This window comes from Xanthomonas arboricola, assembly GCF_003353015.1.
Taxonomy (GTDB): Bacteria; Pseudomonadota; Gammaproteobacteria; order Xanthomonadales; family Xanthomonadaceae; genus Xanthomonas; species Xanthomonas arboricola_E.
The window spans coordinates 192,708-210,762 of record NZ_QREM01000009.1 but is presented as its reverse complement, the minus strand read 5'-3'; the positions used below and the strand labels follow the sequence as shown (position 1 = coordinate 210,762).

Sequence of the window (18,055 nt, the reverse complement as noted above, 5' to 3'; positions counted from 1 at the left end):
GGACTAATGCAAGTAGCCTGCCAATTTCGACTCGATGTTGCGCGGATTCTCGCCCTGGGCGATCGCGATCAAGCCTTCGATCGCCATTTCGCGCTCGTTGGTGCTGCAGTGGATGACGCTCTTGAGCTTGGCGGCCACCGGCAGGAACAGCAGGTTGGCCGAGGCGATGCCGTAGATGGTGGCGGTGAACGCCGCGGCGATGCCATGGCCGAGCATGGCCGGGTCGGCCAGGTTCTTCATCACCGCCATCAGGCCCAGCACCGCACCGATGATGCCCAGCGTGGGCGCATAGATGCCCATGCCCTCGAACACCTTGGCCGCGGCAAGATCCTGACGCTCCTGGTTGTCCACCTCGATTTCCAGCATGTGGCGCATGGCTTCCGGTTCCACACCATCGACCAGCATCTGCAGGCCCTTGCGCAGGAACGCGTCGTCCTGGCGCGGGAGCTGGTCTTCCAGGCCCAGCAGGCCCTGGCGGCGGGCGATGTTGCTCCACTCGACGATGCGCGCCAGCAACTGCGGGCGGTCGCTGGCCGGCGGCTGGATCACCCAGCGCAGGATCTTGAACGCGCGCCGGAAAACCGCCGGCGAGGTATGCAGCAGGATCGCCGCCACGGTGCCGACGATCACGATCACGAAGGCAGCCGGCGACCACAGCGACGAAATGCCGGCGCCTTTCAACACGCTGCCGCCCACGATCGCCACGATCGCGAGCACCAGTCCGATAATGCTGAGTCTGTCCATGGAAGCGATATCGGCGCGAACGCGGCGGACTTGATAGATGCGCTCGGTCGATGCGCCAGAAAGTTGTCGTTTTGCGGCATGGGCCGCTTCCACGCTGGCGTCGATGCAGGGTTGACAGGTCATCGGCGCATGCGCTTCCGACCAAGGCGTGTCATCAATGCCGCAGCAGGCCCCGCCGCCCTTGCGCGTGTACGCAGGCAACAAGCGCGCGCATGTTCGGTGTGGCAACCGCGTTGGCGATGGCGGCCAAGCGGCGTGTGGTGGGCGATGCCGTCACGCCGATCCAGTCCCTTGCTGAGCTCGGTTTCAAATGAGGTGTGTGCTGGCGCTTCGGCAAACCGCTTGCGTCCGGTTGCGGGCAAGGGTGTGTTGCTTGCAGCGATCACGCTGCTGCAGCCGGCAACGCGGCAGGCCGTGCCCTGCCGCGCGCAAGCGTGGCGGGCCGGCCGGCCATCGTGGATGCCTTGCAACGCCGCGGGCCTGTTGCGGGGCAGAATGCGCTGCCGCATCGGCTGTGCTACTTAGCTTTCCACGGCTTTAGAACGATCTAATTGCATCTGCGTGGAAGCGGACGCAAGAGGAGGGGGGGGCGCAACGGCGCCGGATATTTCTGCGTCACTTCGCGCGGCGTCTTTGTCCGATCGTTGGATCGACAGGAATCCGCCGAAGCCGATCACTATTGGGAGAGCATGATCGAAATGAACTGCATGCCATTCGCACGCAACCGCAGCACGCTGTCCGCCGGTATCGCCATCGTCTTGTTCGCGAGCGTCGCCTCTACCACCGCTGTCGCCCAGCAGGCCGACGTCACGCCGGCGTCCACCGGCCAGGCCGAGGTGCAGGCCACGGACCTGGACGCAGTGACGGTGACCGGCTACCGCTACGCGATCGAAAAAAGCCTGGAGCAGAAGCGCAACGCCAACGCCGTGGTCGATGTGATCACCGCCGAGGACGTGGGCAAGTTCCCCGACAAGAACGTGGCCGATGCGCTGCAGCGCGTGCCCGGCGTGGTCATCAGCCGCGACGGCGGCGAGGGCAAGAACGTCAGTGTGCGCGGCCTGTCCTCGGAGCTGGTGCTGACCGAATTGAACGGCAACTACATCGCCACCGCCGAGTCCAACGGCGACCCGACGCGCTCGTTCAACTACACGCTGCTGCCCTCGAACCTGCTGGGCAGCGCGGAGCTGTACAAGACCCCGGAAGCGCGCATCGACGAAGGCGGCATCGGCGGCACGGTGATCCTGCAGACGCGGCGCCCGCTGGAACTGGAGCCAAACTCCGGCTTCGTTTCCGCCGAGGGCACCTGGTCCGATACCAGCAAGAAGACCGACGGCCAGTTCTCCGGCTCGTACTCGTGGCACGACAAGGACAACCGCTTCGGCGTCTTCGTCGGCTACACGCAGCAGAAGCGCACCGCACGAACACTCGATGCCAGCACCGAGAGCTGGCAGTGGTACGGGCGCGACGAAGGCGGCCCGGCGGTCGACGTCAACGGCAATCCGTCGGACTTCAATGCCAACTGGTGGGGCGGGACCGGTTTCTGGACCCAGGACGGCAATTACTCCACCGGTTTCATGATGCCGACCGCGGTCAGCCTGGGCGCCAAACGCGAGGAGCGCGAGCGCAAGGGTGGGCAGCTGACCTTGCAGTTCAAGCCGACCGACGACCTGACGCTGACCGCAAACTACTTCCGCTTCGACCTGTCGCAGGACTCGCAGACCAATACCATCAAGATTCCCGAGTGGAACATCGCCCGTTACAACGGCGACGGCAACTGGCGCGGCGGCCGTCTGCTCGACCGGCTGCAGTTCGATCCCAGCGGCACCATCGTCACCGGCGCCGCCTACAGCCTGCGCCCGGGCAAGACCTACTATTGCAGCGAGGCGCAGGCCGCTGCGGCCGGCCTGCCGCCGGGCGGCTGGGGCTCGGACGACTGCACGGTGCCCACGCCGCAGATCACCGGCAGCTACAACATCGAAAAATCGCAGTCGCAGACGGTGGACCTGGGCGGCGAATGGCGTGGCGAGCAGGTGGACGTGGCGTTCAAGGCCGGCCGCACCTGGGCCAAGGGCGGGCCGGAGCTGCAGTTTTCCCTGCCGATCAAGCCGCGCCTGCAGAACGCCGACGGCAGCTGGACCAATGCCAACTTTGCCAGCGCCTGGGACCTGACCGGCACGCCGTCCATGACATTCTCGCCGGAGCTGATGCAGAACCTGCGCGACGGCATCCTGCAGGTCGACCTGGGCTCGACCGGCTCGTCCTGGACCCGCAACACCAACCAGCAGCAGTACGCGCAGATCGATACCACCTGGCATTTCGACGGCGAGGTCGTCGACTCGCTGCAGTTCGGCATCAAACGTCGCGACGGCGGCATCCACCGCAGTACCGGCAACAACTACTGGGTGTGCCCGGGTACCGACCCGGGTGACTACGACAACCGCTACTGGAACGGGCGCTGCAATGCCATCGCCACCCAGTTCTCGCCGGGGCTGCTGTTCGCGCAGGACAACCTGGCCGGTGGCGTCAATGCCAGCGCGTTCCCGGCGATCAACTTCCCGGGCTACATCGGCTACTTGAACCAGACCTACGGCGCGATGCAGACCCGCAGTGAAGACAACTTTGTCTACAACGTCGACGAAGAGATCTATTCCAGCTACCTGCAGCTCAACTTCCACACCGAGCGGCTGCGTGGCAACGTCGGCGTGCGGGTGGCGCGTACCGGCCAGCGTGCCGATTCCACCGACAAGGTGACCGCCTACAACGACTACTTCTTCGACGGCGCCGACGGCAACCCGCTGGCCTGCCAGCAGGGCGCTGCCATGCCCAGCGGCGCCCCGGCCGACACCTATTGCGGGACCGAAGGCTACTGGCGCCTGGCCGACAGCGTGCAACGCACCGAGTCGTTCGTGGTCAGCGGGCTGGACCGCAACTACACCGACGTGCTGCCGAGTTTCAACCTGGCCTACGACCTGACCGAGAACCTGCTGCTGCGCGCGGCGGCCGCGAAGGTGATCGCACGTCCCAGCTACAACGACATTGCCGCGCCCGGCAGCCTGGAGTTTTACAGTCCCGAGTACGTGGCCGACCGGCGCCTGACCGGCGGTGCCAGCGAGCAGGGCTGGTACGGCTCGGGCAGCAACAAGAACCTGGAGCCGTACAAGGCCAACCAGTTCGACCTGGGGCTGGAATGGTATTTCCAGCCGGGCTCGGTGGCAGGTATGGGACTGTTCCGCAAGAACGTGGAGAACTTCGCGGTCGACGTCATCAGCGACGTGAACATGACGGTCGACGGGCAACCGGTCACCGTGCAGAACTACAGCACCCAGGCCGGCGGCCAGGACGCGGTCTCGCAGGGTGTGGAGCTGTACGCGCAGCACACGCTGCCGTCCGGCCTCGGTGCGCAGTTCAACTACACCTACAACGATGCCAGCAAGGCGGCGGTGCGGCTGGAGGACGGCACCGAGGCCGGCGAGACCGCCATGCCGGGCAGTGCCAGGAACCAGACCAACCTCACCGTGTTCTACGAAACCGACAGCCTGCTGCTGCGCGCCTCGTACAACCGTCGCGGTGAGCTGGTGCAAGGCCTGGTCACCGGCTTGAACGTCTTTGAGGAGCCGTACTACCAGATCGACGTGAACGCGGCCTACAACATCACCCCGGCGCTCAGCCTCACCGCCTCGGTGCTGAACCTGACCAAGCAGGAGTCCCGCTCGCACCTGGGCGAGGACACCCGCGCCCGCTTCTATACCGGCGGCTACGCAGGCCGGCTGGCGTACCTGGGGCTGACCTACAAGTTCTAGGTCCAACGTGTCGTGCCCATGCCTGCCGCGTGGCGGTATGGGCGCGACGGTTCGGCGGCGGCTGGGCTATAGTGGAAGTGAACCTGGAATCGTTATTTCTAGTTACAGCAGAAAGCCCCGGCGTTGGTCGGGGCTTTTTGTTTGGGGCGGGTCGGCTGGTTCAGGATAATTTGCTTCGGCGCGGAGTTTCCACTGTCTACGCTAAAGTGCATCATTGGACTTCACCTGTCAGTAGGGTGTCGCGGGCTTTGCAGAGCTTCGTGTCACTCAAAGTCGGCAGTCTCTTTATGTGGAATCGCGCAGTTTGGAGTTAGGTGGGGATGGATCAAGAGGATTTCATGAGGGCGGCGCGCGAGGTTGGTGCGCACGGTGATAACGACACTCTTCCATTCGATGGAGACGCGAGGTTCGTTAAAGCAAAAGCGGCATCTCTGGCGTACATAGCTAACAATCTCTACCAGGAACTTGCAGCCACGAGTCCTAGTGCAGCAAAGGCAACACTCTGGGGCCTCGAACCATTCTCTGAGCGTCTGCTTGTAGCGACCGGTACCGCTGGCTTCAGAGTCGTAACGAAGATACATCCGTTCTGGAATGTCTACCTCAATGGAATCGGGGTAGCAGTCGCACGTGCGTCTGAAGGAGAGAGGTCACATAGGGCGTGCTCGTACAGGTTTCTCGCGACAAATGACGCGGTCGAAATATTCGATCGGTCCTACAGTTGGCGAAAATTTAGAGAGGGCTGTATCTCTTCTGCTGTAGAAGCGGGCGACGACGCGGTGGTTGTTCAGACAGATATCTCAAGCTTCTATGAGCGTGTGTCACATCACCATATCGAGGACACACTTAGGAGCCTAGTAGGTGACCAGTGCGCAGCCCAGGCGAACGGTCTGCTCTCGCGCTTCTCCGCTGGTAGATCGTTTGCGCTACCTGTTGGAAGTCAATTCTCGCGAATCGTGGCAGAGGCTTTCATGATTCCTATAGATCAGTCTCTAGATAGAAAAGGCATCAATTGGCTAAGATACGTTGATGACTATGTGTTAATCGCTCCTGACTTCCAGACGGCTCATGAGCATCTGGCCTACTTGTCTAAAAGATTGGCCAACTACGGTCTGTCACTGAATCGAACTAAGACTACGTTGCTAAAGGCGACCGCCTTTGCTGATTATGCACGGGCTCAATTGGGCTCTGACGACGGGGACGTAGGCGCTCTCAAGCAGATAGATCTTCATTTCGATCCGTACTCCGACTCGCCTGTCGATGACTACGAAAGTCTCCGAGTGACCGTAGAGTCGTTGGATGTTCAGAGGTTGCTTAGCCTAGAACTTGAGAAGTCAGTGCCGGATAACTTCTTGGTTGCGCAGGTTGGCAGAACTCTCGGGCTTCACCCGCCAGCTGTTGCACTCGACCTCGTGATGACGCTGCTGGCTGAACCCAGCCTGCGGTCCTTCAGAGGATCTTGGTCCACCATCATGCGAGGTATATCTCATTTGCGGTCTTTGCCAGCATATGCCGAGATACATCTGCAGATTGATCAGTGCTTGGATGCCGTGATATCACACTCAGCCTATCTGTTAACCAATGAGGGAAATCAGCTCCATTTTCTTCGCGCGCTAAGATTTGGAAGGTCCGGTGTGCGGTCAGCTTTCGTGTGGAACGTTTTTGATAACTCAGAATCTGTTACCGTAAAGAGAGGTTGTCTAGACTGTATCGGTCATTGGGCTGCGCATGGAGATCTCAACTCAATAGCGAATCTCTGGACAGGAATGCACCAAGAGGCCCGGCGGGCTGCTTGGGTTGCGTCCAAATTTTTTGGTAATCAAGGCATAGATTTTCGTAGACAGCGTCAAAGGTCGCTAGTGGGAGGCGGGGGTTTAGGATTCGAAGGGACGGAGACTGAAACATTTTCGGCAGTCTTTGCAAGATGGGCTGATGATGAGAACTGAGATAGTTGACCCTAGGACTGTCGCACGTGAGCTTCCGGGACTCTTTGAGATCGTTTTCCCCGGCCTCACTCCAGGCCTCGTGGCGCATCTTAATGGCTCAAGGTCTGCGCTTCCGGACGCGCCCGTGAGCGACGATCTGATCAGAAGCTCGGTCATGAGTCCGGCTTTGCTCTTCGAGGTCGCCTGCGTCCGGGCTGATAGGTTGGTCGAAGGGAATGAGGCCGCAGATGATGCTGGGTCATGTCTTGCAGAGGCGTGGCTTCAGCAAAGCAGGTTCTATGATGCGAGGCGTGTCGAAACGATCGGTGACCAGGATTGGTCTACAGCGTGCTTGGTGGGTGACTCGCTTTATCGATCACTTTTGATTGCTGAAGGGACTATGGGTGGACCCCTTGTAGTACGTCCTTCGGTGCCCGGATGCCAGTGGATAGGAAACTCGTGGGGGGATTATGCTGTCGGCGACTGCCTCGTCGAGGTTAAGTGTGTTTCAGGAAACTTTGGTGGTGCAGACTACCGTCAAGTCCTGATCTATTGGATGCTCTCGCTTGTGGCAGAGATTGAAGGTCATGGGAGTGCATGGAAGGAGGCTGTTCTTATCAATCCTCGCAGAGGTCTGATGGTGGATCTGCATCTTCCTGATCTCCTTGCCATCGTCGGTCGCGGTGCAACTCACGTCGAGATGATGCAGCGATTCCTGAGTGTTGTGGGCGAGCGCTCGCCGAGATAGACAGTTCTCCCGGCTGGCCGCCGTGACCATGAGAAAGGGTGCCATCAGAAGGTTCCTGACAGTTCTGACAATAGCGGTTCCACATTCAGTTCCACGGCAGCCTGACCTTCGCCAAACTATCGCGTCCATGCCTGCGCGCTTGGCGACATAGATCGCAGCGATGCTAGTAGTGAAACCGTGATGGGGTAACCGTGATGGGGTCAGGTGCACTTATCAGGCGACGGCGTTCGGCTTGCGTGGCTCTTATGGAACTGCGCCAGCGGCGCACACAGCCGCGCGAGACCCGCCAGTGTGTATTGACACGCCAGACCGTGTACTTGCAATCTAGTCCCAAGGAGCGTCGAAACTCCTCTAAGAGCGGTACCCACCTCCGTCAAACCGGTGGGTTTTTTGTGCCTGCATCCTGCAGGTACAAGCCNGCAAGGGGAATACGCCCGCCGGCTCTTAGCGGTTTCGAACCTCCCGACATCCCGTCGCCGTTGGCGGCGGTTCTTGGGTTGTTCCAGGAGGGCGTTGCCATGTCTACTGCACCATCCATGCCGGCGTCGGTGCCGGGTTATCTGTTGCCAGCTTCCGCCCACAGCTTGCTGAGCGAGGTAGGCGAAGTGCTGCGCCGGCTGGCCGCACGCGCGGCCGTTGAGCAGGCCAGCGACGATCTTGCGCAGCAGTTGCTCAACCAGCCCGGCGTATTGTCGCAGGCCTTGCATAGCCTTTCTGCACGCATCGACGTGGCGTTGCAGCAGTGCGTCGCTTCACCCAGCGCTACCCGCCGCCAATCGGAGGCGCCATGACACGCCGCCGCCCACCCACGGCATCTGCCAGCGCACGGCCCACCCGCACGCGTGCGCGCCCCACGCCGCCCAAGCGGGTGCAGTGGGTGGTTGTGGAGCCCGACCGCACCAAGCTGCCACCGATGCTGCCACCCGACCCGGACGCCTCTCCGCAAGGCCCCGGCACGCTGCGCGCACCCCGCCGCGCCCGCCGCCCGCGCCAATGCACCGTCAGCTACACNTGCAGTGGGTGGTTGTGGAGCCCGACCGCACCAAGCTGCCACCGATGCTGCCACCCGACCCGGACGCCTCTCCGCAAGGCCCCGGCACGCTGCGCGCACCCCGCCGCGCCCGCCGCCCGCGCCAATGCACCGTCAGCTACACGCATTACCCCGGCGCCCACGACCACGGTGGCGACCAGCACGTGCCCCACGTTCGCCTCAGCGGCCTATGGCTGGAACAACTGGGCTTTGCCATCGGCACCAAGCTGCGCATCACCGCNGACCACGGTGGCGACCAGCACGTGCCCCACGTTCGCCTCAGCGGCCTATGGCTGGAACAACTGGGCTTTGCCATCGGCACCAAGCTGCGCATCACCGCAAGCGAAGGGCAGCTGTTGATGGAGGTGTTGCCGTCAGTGGAAGTGCCGGCCAAGGCGCGCAGCGTGCGGCGATGATGCTGCGGCTGCCAGACCCCTTGCGATTGACCTCGGTGCCGGATGCCACTAGCGTCCCCGCCGCACCAGCGCACAACGGACGCTTCATGATCGCGCGCCCCCTCTACGCCTTGCTCGCCACCTTTGCCCTGGGCGCATGCGCCCACACGGTGGCCAACCCAGCCCCGGCAACCGTCACGGAGACATCTGCCATAAATTCATCCAGTCCTACCACTGTGCCGCCTAGCAAGCTCACTGCGGAAGGCTTGCTTGGTCAGCTGCTTGTGTTGATCAAGGGCAGCCAGGACATCTCCGACTTCACTCCCGAGCGTCTGAATTCCACGATGGGGCAGGCGGTTCAGTTCATGAAAGGCGACGAACGCCGATATCGGGCCTTCGGCCCGCTCACTAAGGATTGGAGTTATGGATTTGGAGTCGATGAAACCAAGCTTGATGGCAGATGGTTCGAATTCCGCTTCGATCGCAATGTGTCCGGTGCATCGCCTGCGATGACCGAAATTTGTCGCCTGGACTTTGATCGTTTTACCCAGCAGCTTGAGCAGATGGGATTTGCGCGTGAGCGCAACATCGTCGAAGAAGGGCGCTGGATGAGTGATTTCTTTACGCGTCCTGGAATGCGGGTAGAGGTTTTTCCGCGTGGTGAGGCTGCGGAACCGCAAGCGTTGGTAGCGCACAAATGCGTCGAATGGGTCTACATCCGTTAAGTCCAGGGAGCGGACATGTCACTCAGTCCTGATGCTTTGAGAGTTTTGAATGATTTCGGCAATGAGCCTGGAGTTACCAAGTGTCACATCGATCAACTGCCAGAAGCCTTGCAATTGACCTCGGCGCCCGATGCCACTAGCGTCACAGCCACACCAGCGCACAACGGACGCTTCATGATCGCGCGCCCCCTCTACGCCTTGCTCGCCACCTTCGCCCTGGGCGCATGCGCCCACACGGCGGCCACCCCAGCCCCGGCAACCGTCACGGAGGCATCTGCCATGCGTTCCTCATCCGAATCCGCAGTCACTCCCACTGGCAGCGAACCCAGCGGGCCAATACGAACGGCAGAGGATGCGCTCACCCGCATGCTTGCGTTGATTCAAGCTATTGACGGACTGGACGATCTGACACCTGACTACCTGCAGTCAAAAATGGGGGTGTCGGTGACGCGTGCTGCGTCAGATCCTAAGCGCTACGGCGCCAGTGCTCCGCTTACCAGTGAGTGGGGTTACAGCTTTGGCATGGACCAGACGCCTACTGCGGGGCGTTGGTTCGAGTTCACCTTTGTTCCGGCGCAGGCGGGTTCTTCACCTCCCATGACGGAGATCTGCAAGATCGATTTCGATACGTTTACCAAGAAACTGGAAGACATCGGATTTGTACGTCAACGCAACATGGTGGAAGACGGGCGATGGATGAGTGACTTCTTCAGCCGCCCAGGCATGCGCGTGGAAGTGTTTCCACGAGGCGAGGCCGATGCACCGCAGGAGCGGGTGGAGCACCACTGCGTCGAATGGATCTACATCCGTTAATCCAAGGAAAGGTCATGCCATTGAGTCCACAGGCGCAAGCTATTGTTGATGAATTTGGGCGCCAACCTGGCGTCGCCCCCGAACATGTCACCAATTTGCAGGGTGTACTTGCCGCATCGCCCATGTTGCTTGACCAATTCAATGATGCGGTTGCCAAGCAGCGCGTACTCAGTCTAAAGCCTCTGAATGATCCGAATGCAGGAGGGACGTTCACGCCGGATCAGAATTCCATCCGACTGCCGCTTTCCAGGCTTTCCAATGGGCCTGGTGGCAAGTTTCTTGATTCCGGTGACATGACGTTTGTGCTAGGGCATGAACTGCAGCACGCCATGTACAGCCCAACCGCAGCTGCTTCCCGTAAGGCGTTCGAAACCGCTGCGGTGCAGATAGCCAAGACCACGCACGATTATTCGGACGCAGCGGAGAAGGTTTTATCAAGCAACCGTGTAGATGAAGCAAGCGCAGAAATTGCAGGCTGGAATGCGACCGTCAGTAGGGTAAAGCAAGCAAAGCCGGATGCCTCCCTTGAGGATATCTTTCGGGAAGCACCCGGCCGTATGCACGACTTCATTGATCGAACTGGTGGAATGCCGCAATTCAATTACGCGCTCAAGTCCAACCTTACCTTGAACGCAGATATGACGATGCCCGTCACTCCTGCCAACGTCGAGGCAATGGGGGCAAACTTCTTCGACAAGGATGCCAAGAGCACTCGCATTGGCTATACGGGTCAGTCCGACTACGCCAACCACTACGGCCCTTGGGTGGTTGGAACGGCTGCCATCTACGAGCGCCACTACAACAAGCCAAAGCCAGGAGACCCGGAACAGCCGATGATCCTGGACATGCAGCGCTTGGGATTGAAGGAAGAAGTACTGGAGCGCAACGGCATCGACCTGGGCAGCAATACCCGCCCCATGCCTTACCTCGACAGCAGCACGCAGCCACCGACGCCGGGCTTGTTCCAGCACAGCAAGAACACGCATCTGCATGTCTCGCCGATCTCTGCACAACAGCTGGAGCAGGAGCTCCGTGCACGTGAATCCCCATCGCAAGGGACGTCACCTCACCTTCTTCCGTCAGATCCAGGCCATGCGGATCACCCGCTATACCAGCAGATCAGAGGCGGGGTGCAAAAGCTCGATAGCGCACATGGCAGGCAGTGGGATGCATCGAGCGAGCGCATGACAGCCAGTCTGCTTGCGCTGGCAAAAGAAGAAGGGTTGTCGCGGGTGGATCATGTGGTGCTCAACAACCCAACGGCTCAGCTGGCGGGCGGCGAGAAGGTCTTCGTCGTTCAGGGCGCCCTCAACGACCCGGCTCACCAGCGTGCCCATATGTCGACCATGGACGCCGTGCAGACACCAGAGGCCCAGTCGTTCGATCGCCTGCAGGCAATCAACCAGACTCAGGCCCAGGCGCGCGAACAGCAGCAGGCGCTGGAGCAGTCCCAGCAAGCGGTCAGCCAGGCTGGTCCTTCGATGACGCGCTGAGTGTTTCGCAACGAGATAACGAGGTCCAAATAACGGTTCCAGGTTCACTTCCACGGCAGCCTGACCGTCGCCAGACCATCGCGCCCATGCCTGCGCGCGTAACGGCATAGATCGGCAGCGATGCTGGTAGTGAAACGACAACGGCCGCAGTACGCGGCCGTTGTCGTTAGATCAGGCAGCCAGGATCGTCTTGAGGACTCCCGATTCCCGATTCCCTATTCCCCCAATCCCGAATCCCAATCCCGAATCCCCAACCTCAATGATCGCTGGAACGCAATCCATCCACATCCAGGATCAGCGCCATGCGGCCGTCGCCGATCAGGGTGGCGCCGGCGTAGCCGGGCAGGCCGCGCAGGGCGCGGGGCAGGGGCTTGATCACCACTTCCTCGCGGCCGCGCACCTGGTCCACCACCAGGCCGAAGCGGGTTTCGCCGGCCTGCAGCAGCACCACGGTCAGTAGCGGCGGCTGTTCGGCCGGCACGCCGAGCCAACGGCGCAGGTCGATCAGGGGCAGGGTGTGCGAGCGGCGGTCCAGCACGGCGCGGCCGTCGAACCAGCCCAGCGAGGTCTGCGGGGCGTGCAGCACTTCGACCACGCGGGCCAGCGGCAAGGCGTAGACCGCTTCGCCGGCTTGCACCAGCAGGGTCGGCAGGATCGCCAGGGTCAGCGGCACGCGGATCATGAAGCGGCTGCCGCGGCCCAGTTCGGACTGGATCTGGATCTGCCCGCTGAGTTCGCGGATGCGCGATTGCACCACGTCCATGCCCACGCCACGGCCGGAGATGTCGGTCACCTCGGCCTTGGTCGAGAAGCCCGGCATGAAGATCAGATGCAGGCACTCGTCGGTGCTCAGGCGGGCAGCGGCTTCGGCGTCGATCAGGCCCTTGTTGCGGGCGATTTCGCGCAGGCGCTCGGGGTCGATGCCGGCGCCGTCGTCCTGGATCTCGATGCTGACGTAGTCGCCTTCCTGCTGCGCGGACAGGCGCACATGGCCGCTGCGCGGCTTGCCGGTGGCCTCGCGCAGGGCCGGCGATTCGATGCCGTGGTCGATCGCGTTGCGCACCAGGTGCACCAGCGGGTCGGCCAGGGCTTCGACCAGATTACGGTCCAGTTCCGTTTCGGCGCCGATCAGTTCCAGCTCCACTTCCTTGGACAAGGTGCGCGCAACGTCGCGGGCCACCTTGGGGAAGCGCGCGAACACCTTGCTCACCGGCTGCATGCGGGTGCGCATGACCGCGGTCTGCAGGCGCGCGGTGGCGATGTCCAGCGTGCTGACCGCGCGGTCGAGTTCTTCGTCGCGCAGGCGGGTACGCAGGGTCTTGAGACGGTTGCGCGACAGCACCAGTTCGCCGATCAGGTTGACGATGGCATCCAGGCGCTTGGTGTCCACGCGCACGGTCTGCTCGGCGTCGGCGCCCTTGGCCGCTGCCTTCGGTGCGGCCTTGGCGCCAGCCGCGGCGGCGCCATGTCCATCATCGTGCGCAGGCGCGGCGGCGGCCTTGGGCGTGGCCTGGACCGCCGGCGGGCCGCTCTTGGCATCGAACTGCGCGATCAGCGTGGCCGGGGCATGCGGCACGGTTTCGCCCGAGCCCATCGCGTCCAGCATGGCCTGCAGATAATCCAGCGACTGCTGCGCGGCATCGAAGTGGTGCGCCTGCAACACCGCCTGGCCGGAGCGCGCCATGCCGAGGGTTTCCTCGGCGGCGTGGCAGAGCTCGACCATGGGCTTGATCGCCAGGAAGCCGGCGCCGCCCTTGAGCGTGTGGAAGCCGCGGAACACCGCGTTGAGCTGGTCCGCTTCGTCCGGTGCCTGTTCCAGCGACACCAGCTGTTCGCCAAGGCGATCCAGGATCTCCTGGGCTTCGACAATGAAATCGGCAGCAATATCGTCTGGAACAGCACTCATGGTTACAGCCCCAATCCGGACAGCAGGTCGTCGGCGTCGTCCTGCGACACCGCGTGACGGTCCAGGCCCTTGACTGCAGGACCGGCAAGACCGCCGTCGTCTTTCTTCGGCTCGGGATTCTTCGGCGGCAGGCCGAGCGCACCGAAGCCCTCGTGCACGCGCCGCACGATCCCGGCCACGCGCCGGATGATCTGGCCGCTCAGGTCCTGGTAGCTCTGCGCCAGCGACAGCTCGGTCAGGTTATGGCGCATCTTGTCCATCAGCGCGCCCTGGTCCTGGTTCAGGCCACCGTCGCGCAGCTGGTTGGCCAGCTCGCGGCATTCCTCGACCAGGTCCAGCGTGCGATGGCTGGCCTTCTCGGTCATCTCCACCACGTGGTCCAGGCGCGAGCAGGCATCGTCCAGTTCGCCGGCTTCCTCGGGCACGGTGGGCAACTCGCCCAGCGCCTGCCCGAGTTCGCGCGCGAGCCGGCTCAGGCTCTGCATCATCGGACGCGTGCGCAGCGCGGCGAGGTGGTCCACCTCGCGCCGCCAGGCGACCTGGTCACCGCTTTCCAGTGCATCGAGTGCGTGTTGCAGGCGCTCGATCAAGGCGGCACGTTCGGCATCGGCTTCCACGGTGGCGTTCATCAGGCGGTCGCCGCCAGACGTTCGAACACCTTGCCCAGCTTCTCTTCCAGCGTCTGCGCGGTGAACGGCTTGATGATGTAGCCGTTCACGCCGCACTGCGCCGCTTCGATGATCTGCTCGCGCTTGGCCTCGGCGGTCACCATCATCACCGGCAGGTGCTTGAGCTTGGCGTCGGCGCGGATGTTGCGCAGCAGGTCGATGCCGGTCATGCCGGGCATGTTCCAGTCGGTGACCACGAAATCGAACGGGCCGGCCCGCAACGCCGCCAATGCGCTGTTGCCGTCTTCGGCCTCTGCGGTATTGGTGAAGCCAAGATCGCCCAACAGATTCTTGACGATACGTCGCATCGTCGAGAAGTCGTCCACGATCAGGATCCGCATGTTCTTGTTCACATCAAGCTCCTAACACTAAAAAATACGCGAAAAAATCATTCGTCAATTTCGACACCGGCATCGGCCAGTTCGAAGACCTTGAGGCGGCCGCGCAGACGCACCACCGCCTGGCCGTGGATCTGGCAGACGCGCGATTCGCTGACACCGAGCACGGCGCCGATTTCCTTCAGGTTCAATTCCTGTTCGTAGTACAGCGACAGCACCAGCTGCTCGCGCTCGGGCAACTGGCCGATGGCCTTGCCCAGCTCGCGGCCGAATTCGCCACGCTCCATCATCTGCTGTGGATTGGGGCCACCCTTGGCGGTGGTGTCCAGTTCGCCATGATCCTCGATCCGCGACTCCAGGCTCAGCACCTGGCCGCGGGCGGCATCTTCCATCAGACGCAGGTAGTCGGGCAGCGGCATCTCCATCGCCGCGGCCACCTCGGTGGCGGCGGCGGCGCGGCCGGTGTGCTGCTCGATCTTGCGCACCGCCGCGGCGGCGTCGCGTGCGCGGCGGTGCACCGAGCGCGGTACCCAGTCGCCACGCCGGATCTCGTCGATCATCGAGCCGCGGATGCGGATCGAGGCATAGGTTTCGAACGAGGCGCCCTGCTCGGAATCGTAACTGCGCGAGGCTTCGATCAGGCCGATCATGCCGGCCTGGATCAGGTCGTCCACTTCCACGCTCGCCGGCAGGCGCGCGGCCAGGTGGTGGGCGATGCGGCGCACCAGGTCGGCGTGCTGGGTGACGATGTCGTTGGCGTTGTTGCGCTGCACGGCACGGTACTGCGCGGTGGCCGCGGTTGCGGTAGCGGTGCTCATGCGGCCACTCCCCGTTGGATGATGCGTTCGACGAAGAACTCGACATTGCCGCGCGGCGCCGTGGGGGCCTGCCAGCGCGAGGTACGGCGAGCGATTTCTGCGATGGCCTGGGCCGACGGACTGGCGGGGTAGGCCTTGATGACCGGTTGCTGGCGCTGCACCGACAGGCGCAGCCAGTCGTCCTGCGGCACGTGGCCGAGGTAGTTCAGCGACACGTCGCCGAGGAACTTCTCGCAGACGCGCGAGAGCTTGTCGTACAGCAGGCGGCCTTCGTTGGGGTCGCGCACCATGTTGGCGATGATCTGCAGGCGGTCCACGCCGCGTTCGCGCGAGAGCACCTTGATCAGCGCATAGGCGTCGGTGATCGAGGCCGGCTCGTCGCAGACCACCACCACGGTGTCCTGGGCGGCCTGGCAGAAGGTCAGCACGCTGTCGGTGATGCCGGCGGCGGTGTCGATGACCATCACGTCCAGGTCGCGTTCCAGTTCGGAGAACACGTTGACCAGGCCGATGTGCTGGGCCGGTGCCAGTTCGGCCATGTGGCGGCGACCGGAGGCGGCCGGCACCACCAGCACGCCGCCGGGGCCTTCGATGATCACCTCGTCCAGCGTGCAGCGGCCGGCGATCAGGTCGGCCAGGGTGTACTTGGGCGACAGCCCCAGTACCACGTCCAGGTTGGCCAGGCCCAGGTCGGCATCCAGCAGCAGGGTGCGCTTGCCCATGTCGGCAAGGGCCACGGCCAGGTTGGCGGAGATGTTGGTTTTCCCCACGCCGCCCTTGCCACCGGTCACGGCAATGGTGCGCACCGGGCCCAGGGGCTCGGGACGGGTCGCCGACAGGGGGAAGGCGTTGGTCAGCTTTGCGTATTCACGCGACTGCATGGTTGTGCTCCGGAGTACAGGGCTTATCGGCAGCGCGCCGCAAATCTTCAAGGCGAAGAACGAGACTGGCGGCATTGGCACGGTGCAGGTCATCGGGGACGCGCTGTCCGTCGGTGACCCAGGTGATCGGCATCTGGTGATCGACGACCACCGACAGGGCGCTGCCGAAGCGTCCGGTCTCGTCGAGTTTGGTCAGCACCACGCCCTGGGGCTTGGCATGGGCGAAGCGGCGCACGACCTCGTCGAGGTCGGCGAAATGGGAGTTGGCGGGCAGCACCAGCAGCGAGGTGACCTGCTGGGCGGCGCGCAGCCAGTTCAGCTGCGCGGCCAGGGCGCGGTCGCGCTGGCCCATGCCGGCGGTGTCGATCAGCACCAGCTTGTAGTCGCGCAGGCGCTCCAGCACCTCGAGCAGGCTCTCGGCGCTGTCGGCCTCGTGCACGGCGATGCCGAGCTGGCGGCCGTAGCTGTGCAGCTGTTCGCGGCCGCCCACGCGCAGGGTGTCGGTGGTGACCAGGGCCACGTCGCGCGGAGCGTGCTGGGCGGCGAAGCGCTGCGCCAGCTTGGCGATGGTGGTGGTCTTGCCGGCACCGGTCGGGCCGACCAGGGCGATGACGCCACCACGTTCCAGCGGGTCGACCGGGGCCACCGGCAGGCGCTTGGACAGCAGGCCCAGCATCAGCCCGCGGCCGCGGTGCAATTCGGTGTCGGCCGGAATCTGCAGGGCGACATCGCGGATCAGGCCGGCATCGAAGCCGTAGTCGTCCATCAGCTCCAGGGCCTGCGCACGCACCGGCGAGCCGCGCAGGCGCTCGTCGGTGAGGCGGTTCATTTCGCGCTCGATCATCTGCCGCATCAGCGCCAGCTCGCCGCGCAACTGCTTGAGTTCCTCGTCGTTCTGCGGCGCCGGGGCGGCGGCGACCGGCACCGCGGCCAGCGCCGGCGGGGCGACTACCAGCGGCGGCAGCGCGGCCGGCGGCAGGATCTGCGGCAGCGCGTCCAGATCAAAGTCGGCGTCGTCGGCCAGCGCGTCTTCGTCCTGGTCGTAGCCGGCCTGCGCAGGGGCGGCGGCCATGATCGGGGTCGGCGCCTGCAGCGGGGCGACCTGCTCGGCGGCGCGCTGCACCGGAGCGGTGGTCAGCAGGTCGGCGAACAGCTGTTCCGGCACCGCCGACAGCGCGTGTTCCTGGCGCGGCGCGGCGGAGACGGCGACGGCGCGGGCCAGGGCCTGGGCGGCCGGCGAGGGGACGGCGGCGCTACGCACCGGTGCGGCGACCGGCGGCTGGCGCGGCACATTGACCGGCTGGCGCAGCGCCATCGCGGCGATCATGTCCTCGGCGGCGCTGGCAACGCGCTGGCGCTGGCTGGTGCCGGCATCGGCGGCCGGCGTGCGCGGTGCGTGGACCGGTGCGGCCGCTGCCTGCGGGGCCGCGGTCTGCTGCGGCGGTGCCGACGGCAGCGGCGCGGCGGCAACGGCCGGCGTCTCGGAGCGCGCGGTTTCCAGGGCGCGCTGCACCAGTTCCTCGTCGTAGTTGCTGGCAGCGACGATCTCGACACCTTCGGCGGTGCGGCGATTGGACAGGATCACTGCGTCCGGGCCGTGTTCTTCACGCACCATGCGGAATGCGGTGCGCATGTCCGGGGCAACGAAGCGTTTGATTTTCATGCCAGTTGCCTCCAGGAACGGGACCTGCCGGACGCCGGACGGGTGCGCGATGAATGTGGGTGTGTTGCCAGCGTCATGAGTTGCCTGTCCCGTTCGGTTGTTCCAAGTCCT

General features: G+C 63.6%; 15 protein-coding genes and 1 pseudogene. 9 read left to right on the top strand and 7 right to left on the bottom strand.

All coding sequences use genetic code 11. From position 1 onward, the window contains the following. Positions 1-3: 3 nt before the first annotated feature. A complete protein-coding gene (locus C0541_RS11545) occupies positions 4-744 on the bottom strand; it encodes a flagellar motor protein (RefSeq protein ID WP_115048491.1) in 741 nt (246 codons plus the stop codon). Positions 745-1,388: 644 nt separating this feature from the next. Here C0541_RS11545 and C0541_RS11540 point away from each other — a divergent pair. From C0541_RS11540 to C0541_RS11500, 9 genes and pseudogenes are all read left to right on the top strand, one after another. Next, positions 1,389-4,544 (top strand): TonB-dependent receptor, encoded by a 3,156-nt coding sequence (locus tag C0541_RS11540; protein WP_193725918.1) that lies wholly within the window; start codon positions 1,389-1,391, stop codon positions 4,542-4,544. Positions 4,545-4,864: 320 nt separating this feature from the next. After that, positions 4,865-6,487, top strand: a complete 1,623-nt coding sequence (locus tag C0541_RS11535) for an RNA-directed DNA polymerase (RefSeq protein WP_115048489.1) — start codon at positions 4,865-4,867, stop codon at positions 6,485-6,487. 124 nt (positions 6,488-6,611) lie between these two features. Next, positions 6,612-7,214: a hypothetical protein gene (locus C0541_RS20740; RefSeq protein WP_153064982.1), complete on the top strand. Its 603-nt coding sequence runs from the start codon at positions 6,612-6,614 to the stop codon at positions 7,212-7,214. Positions 7,215-7,732: 518 nt separating this feature from the next. Continuing rightward, positions 7,733-8,005 (top strand): XAC0095 family protein, encoded by a 273-nt coding sequence (locus C0541_RS11520; RefSeq protein WP_104628225.1) that lies wholly within the window; start codon positions 7,733-7,735, stop codon positions 8,003-8,005. Next, a pseudogene (locus C0541_RS21715) lies at positions 8,002-8,085 on the top strand (SymE family type I addiction module toxin); the annotation flags it as partial. The gene C0541_RS11520 and the pseudogene C0541_RS21715, both read left to right, overlap by 4 nt. 122 nt (positions 8,086-8,207) lie before the next feature. Then, the gene (locus C0541_RS11515) at positions 8,208-8,660 is read left to right on the top strand and encodes a SymE family type I addiction module toxin (protein WP_115048483.1); all 453 of its coding nucleotides are present in this window, start codon (positions 8,208-8,210) and stop codon (positions 8,658-8,660) included. Between the two features lie 86 nt (positions 8,661-8,746). Beyond that, the gene (locus tag C0541_RS11510; RefSeq protein WP_115050262.1) at positions 8,747-9,364 is read left to right on the top strand and encodes a hypothetical protein; all 618 of its coding nucleotides are present in this window, start codon (positions 8,747-8,749) and stop codon (positions 9,362-9,364) included. A gap of 174 nt (positions 9,365-9,538) precedes the next feature. Continuing rightward, on the top strand, positions 9,539-10,177 hold the full coding sequence (locus tag C0541_RS11505) for a hypothetical protein (RefSeq protein WP_115048481.1): 639 nt from the start codon (positions 9,539-9,541) through the stop codon (positions 10,175-10,177). A gap of 14 nt (positions 10,178-10,191) precedes the next feature. After that, positions 10,192-11,670 (top strand): XVIPCD domain-containing protein, encoded by a 1,479-nt coding sequence (locus C0541_RS11500; RefSeq protein WP_115048479.1) that lies wholly within the window; start codon positions 10,192-10,194, stop codon positions 11,668-11,670. 256 nt (positions 11,671-11,926) lie between these two features. On the opposite strand, the gene C0541_RS11495 is transcribed toward C0541_RS11500, so the two are convergent. The 6 genes from C0541_RS11495 to flhF are packed head-to-tail and all read right to left on the bottom strand — an operon-like array spanning position 11,927 to position 17,944. Further along, positions 11,927-13,576 carry a chemotaxis protein CheA gene (locus C0541_RS11495; RefSeq protein WP_115048477.1) on the bottom strand — a complete coding sequence of 550 codons (1,650 nt, stop codon included), beginning with the start codon at positions 13,574-13,576 and terminating at the stop codon, positions 11,927-11,929. Positions 13,577-13,578: 2 nt separating this feature from the next. Then, entirely contained in the window at positions 13,579-14,205 is a 627-nt protein-coding gene (locus C0541_RS11490) for a protein phosphatase CheZ (RefSeq protein ID WP_016904946.1), read from the bottom strand. Continuing rightward, positions 14,205-14,597, bottom strand: coding sequence for a chemotaxis response regulator CheY (gene cheY, locus C0541_RS11485; RefSeq protein WP_002813536.1), 393 nt, complete (start codon positions 14,595-14,597; stop codon positions 14,205-14,207). The genes C0541_RS11490 and cheY overlap by 1 nt, the downstream gene beginning before the upstream one ends. Positions 14,598-14,632: 35 nt before the next feature. After that, positions 14,633-15,400: an RNA polymerase sigma factor FliA gene (locus tag C0541_RS11480; protein ID WP_115048476.1), complete on the bottom strand. Its 768-nt coding sequence runs from the start codon at positions 15,398-15,400 to the stop codon at positions 14,633-14,635. Then, positions 15,397-16,281 carry a MinD/ParA family protein gene (locus C0541_RS11475; RefSeq protein WP_161960018.1) on the bottom strand — a complete coding sequence of 295 codons (885 nt, stop codon included), beginning with the start codon at positions 16,279-16,281 and terminating at the stop codon, positions 15,397-15,399. Before C0541_RS11475 ends, C0541_RS11480 begins: the two co-directional genes overlap by 4 nt. Then, positions 16,268-17,944, bottom strand: coding sequence for a flagellar biosynthesis protein FlhF (gene flhF, locus C0541_RS11470; RefSeq protein WP_115048472.1), 1,677 nt, complete (start codon positions 17,942-17,944; stop codon positions 16,268-16,270). The genes C0541_RS11475 and flhF overlap by 14 nt, the downstream gene beginning before the upstream one ends. Positions 17,945-18,055 lie beyond the last annotated feature (111 nt).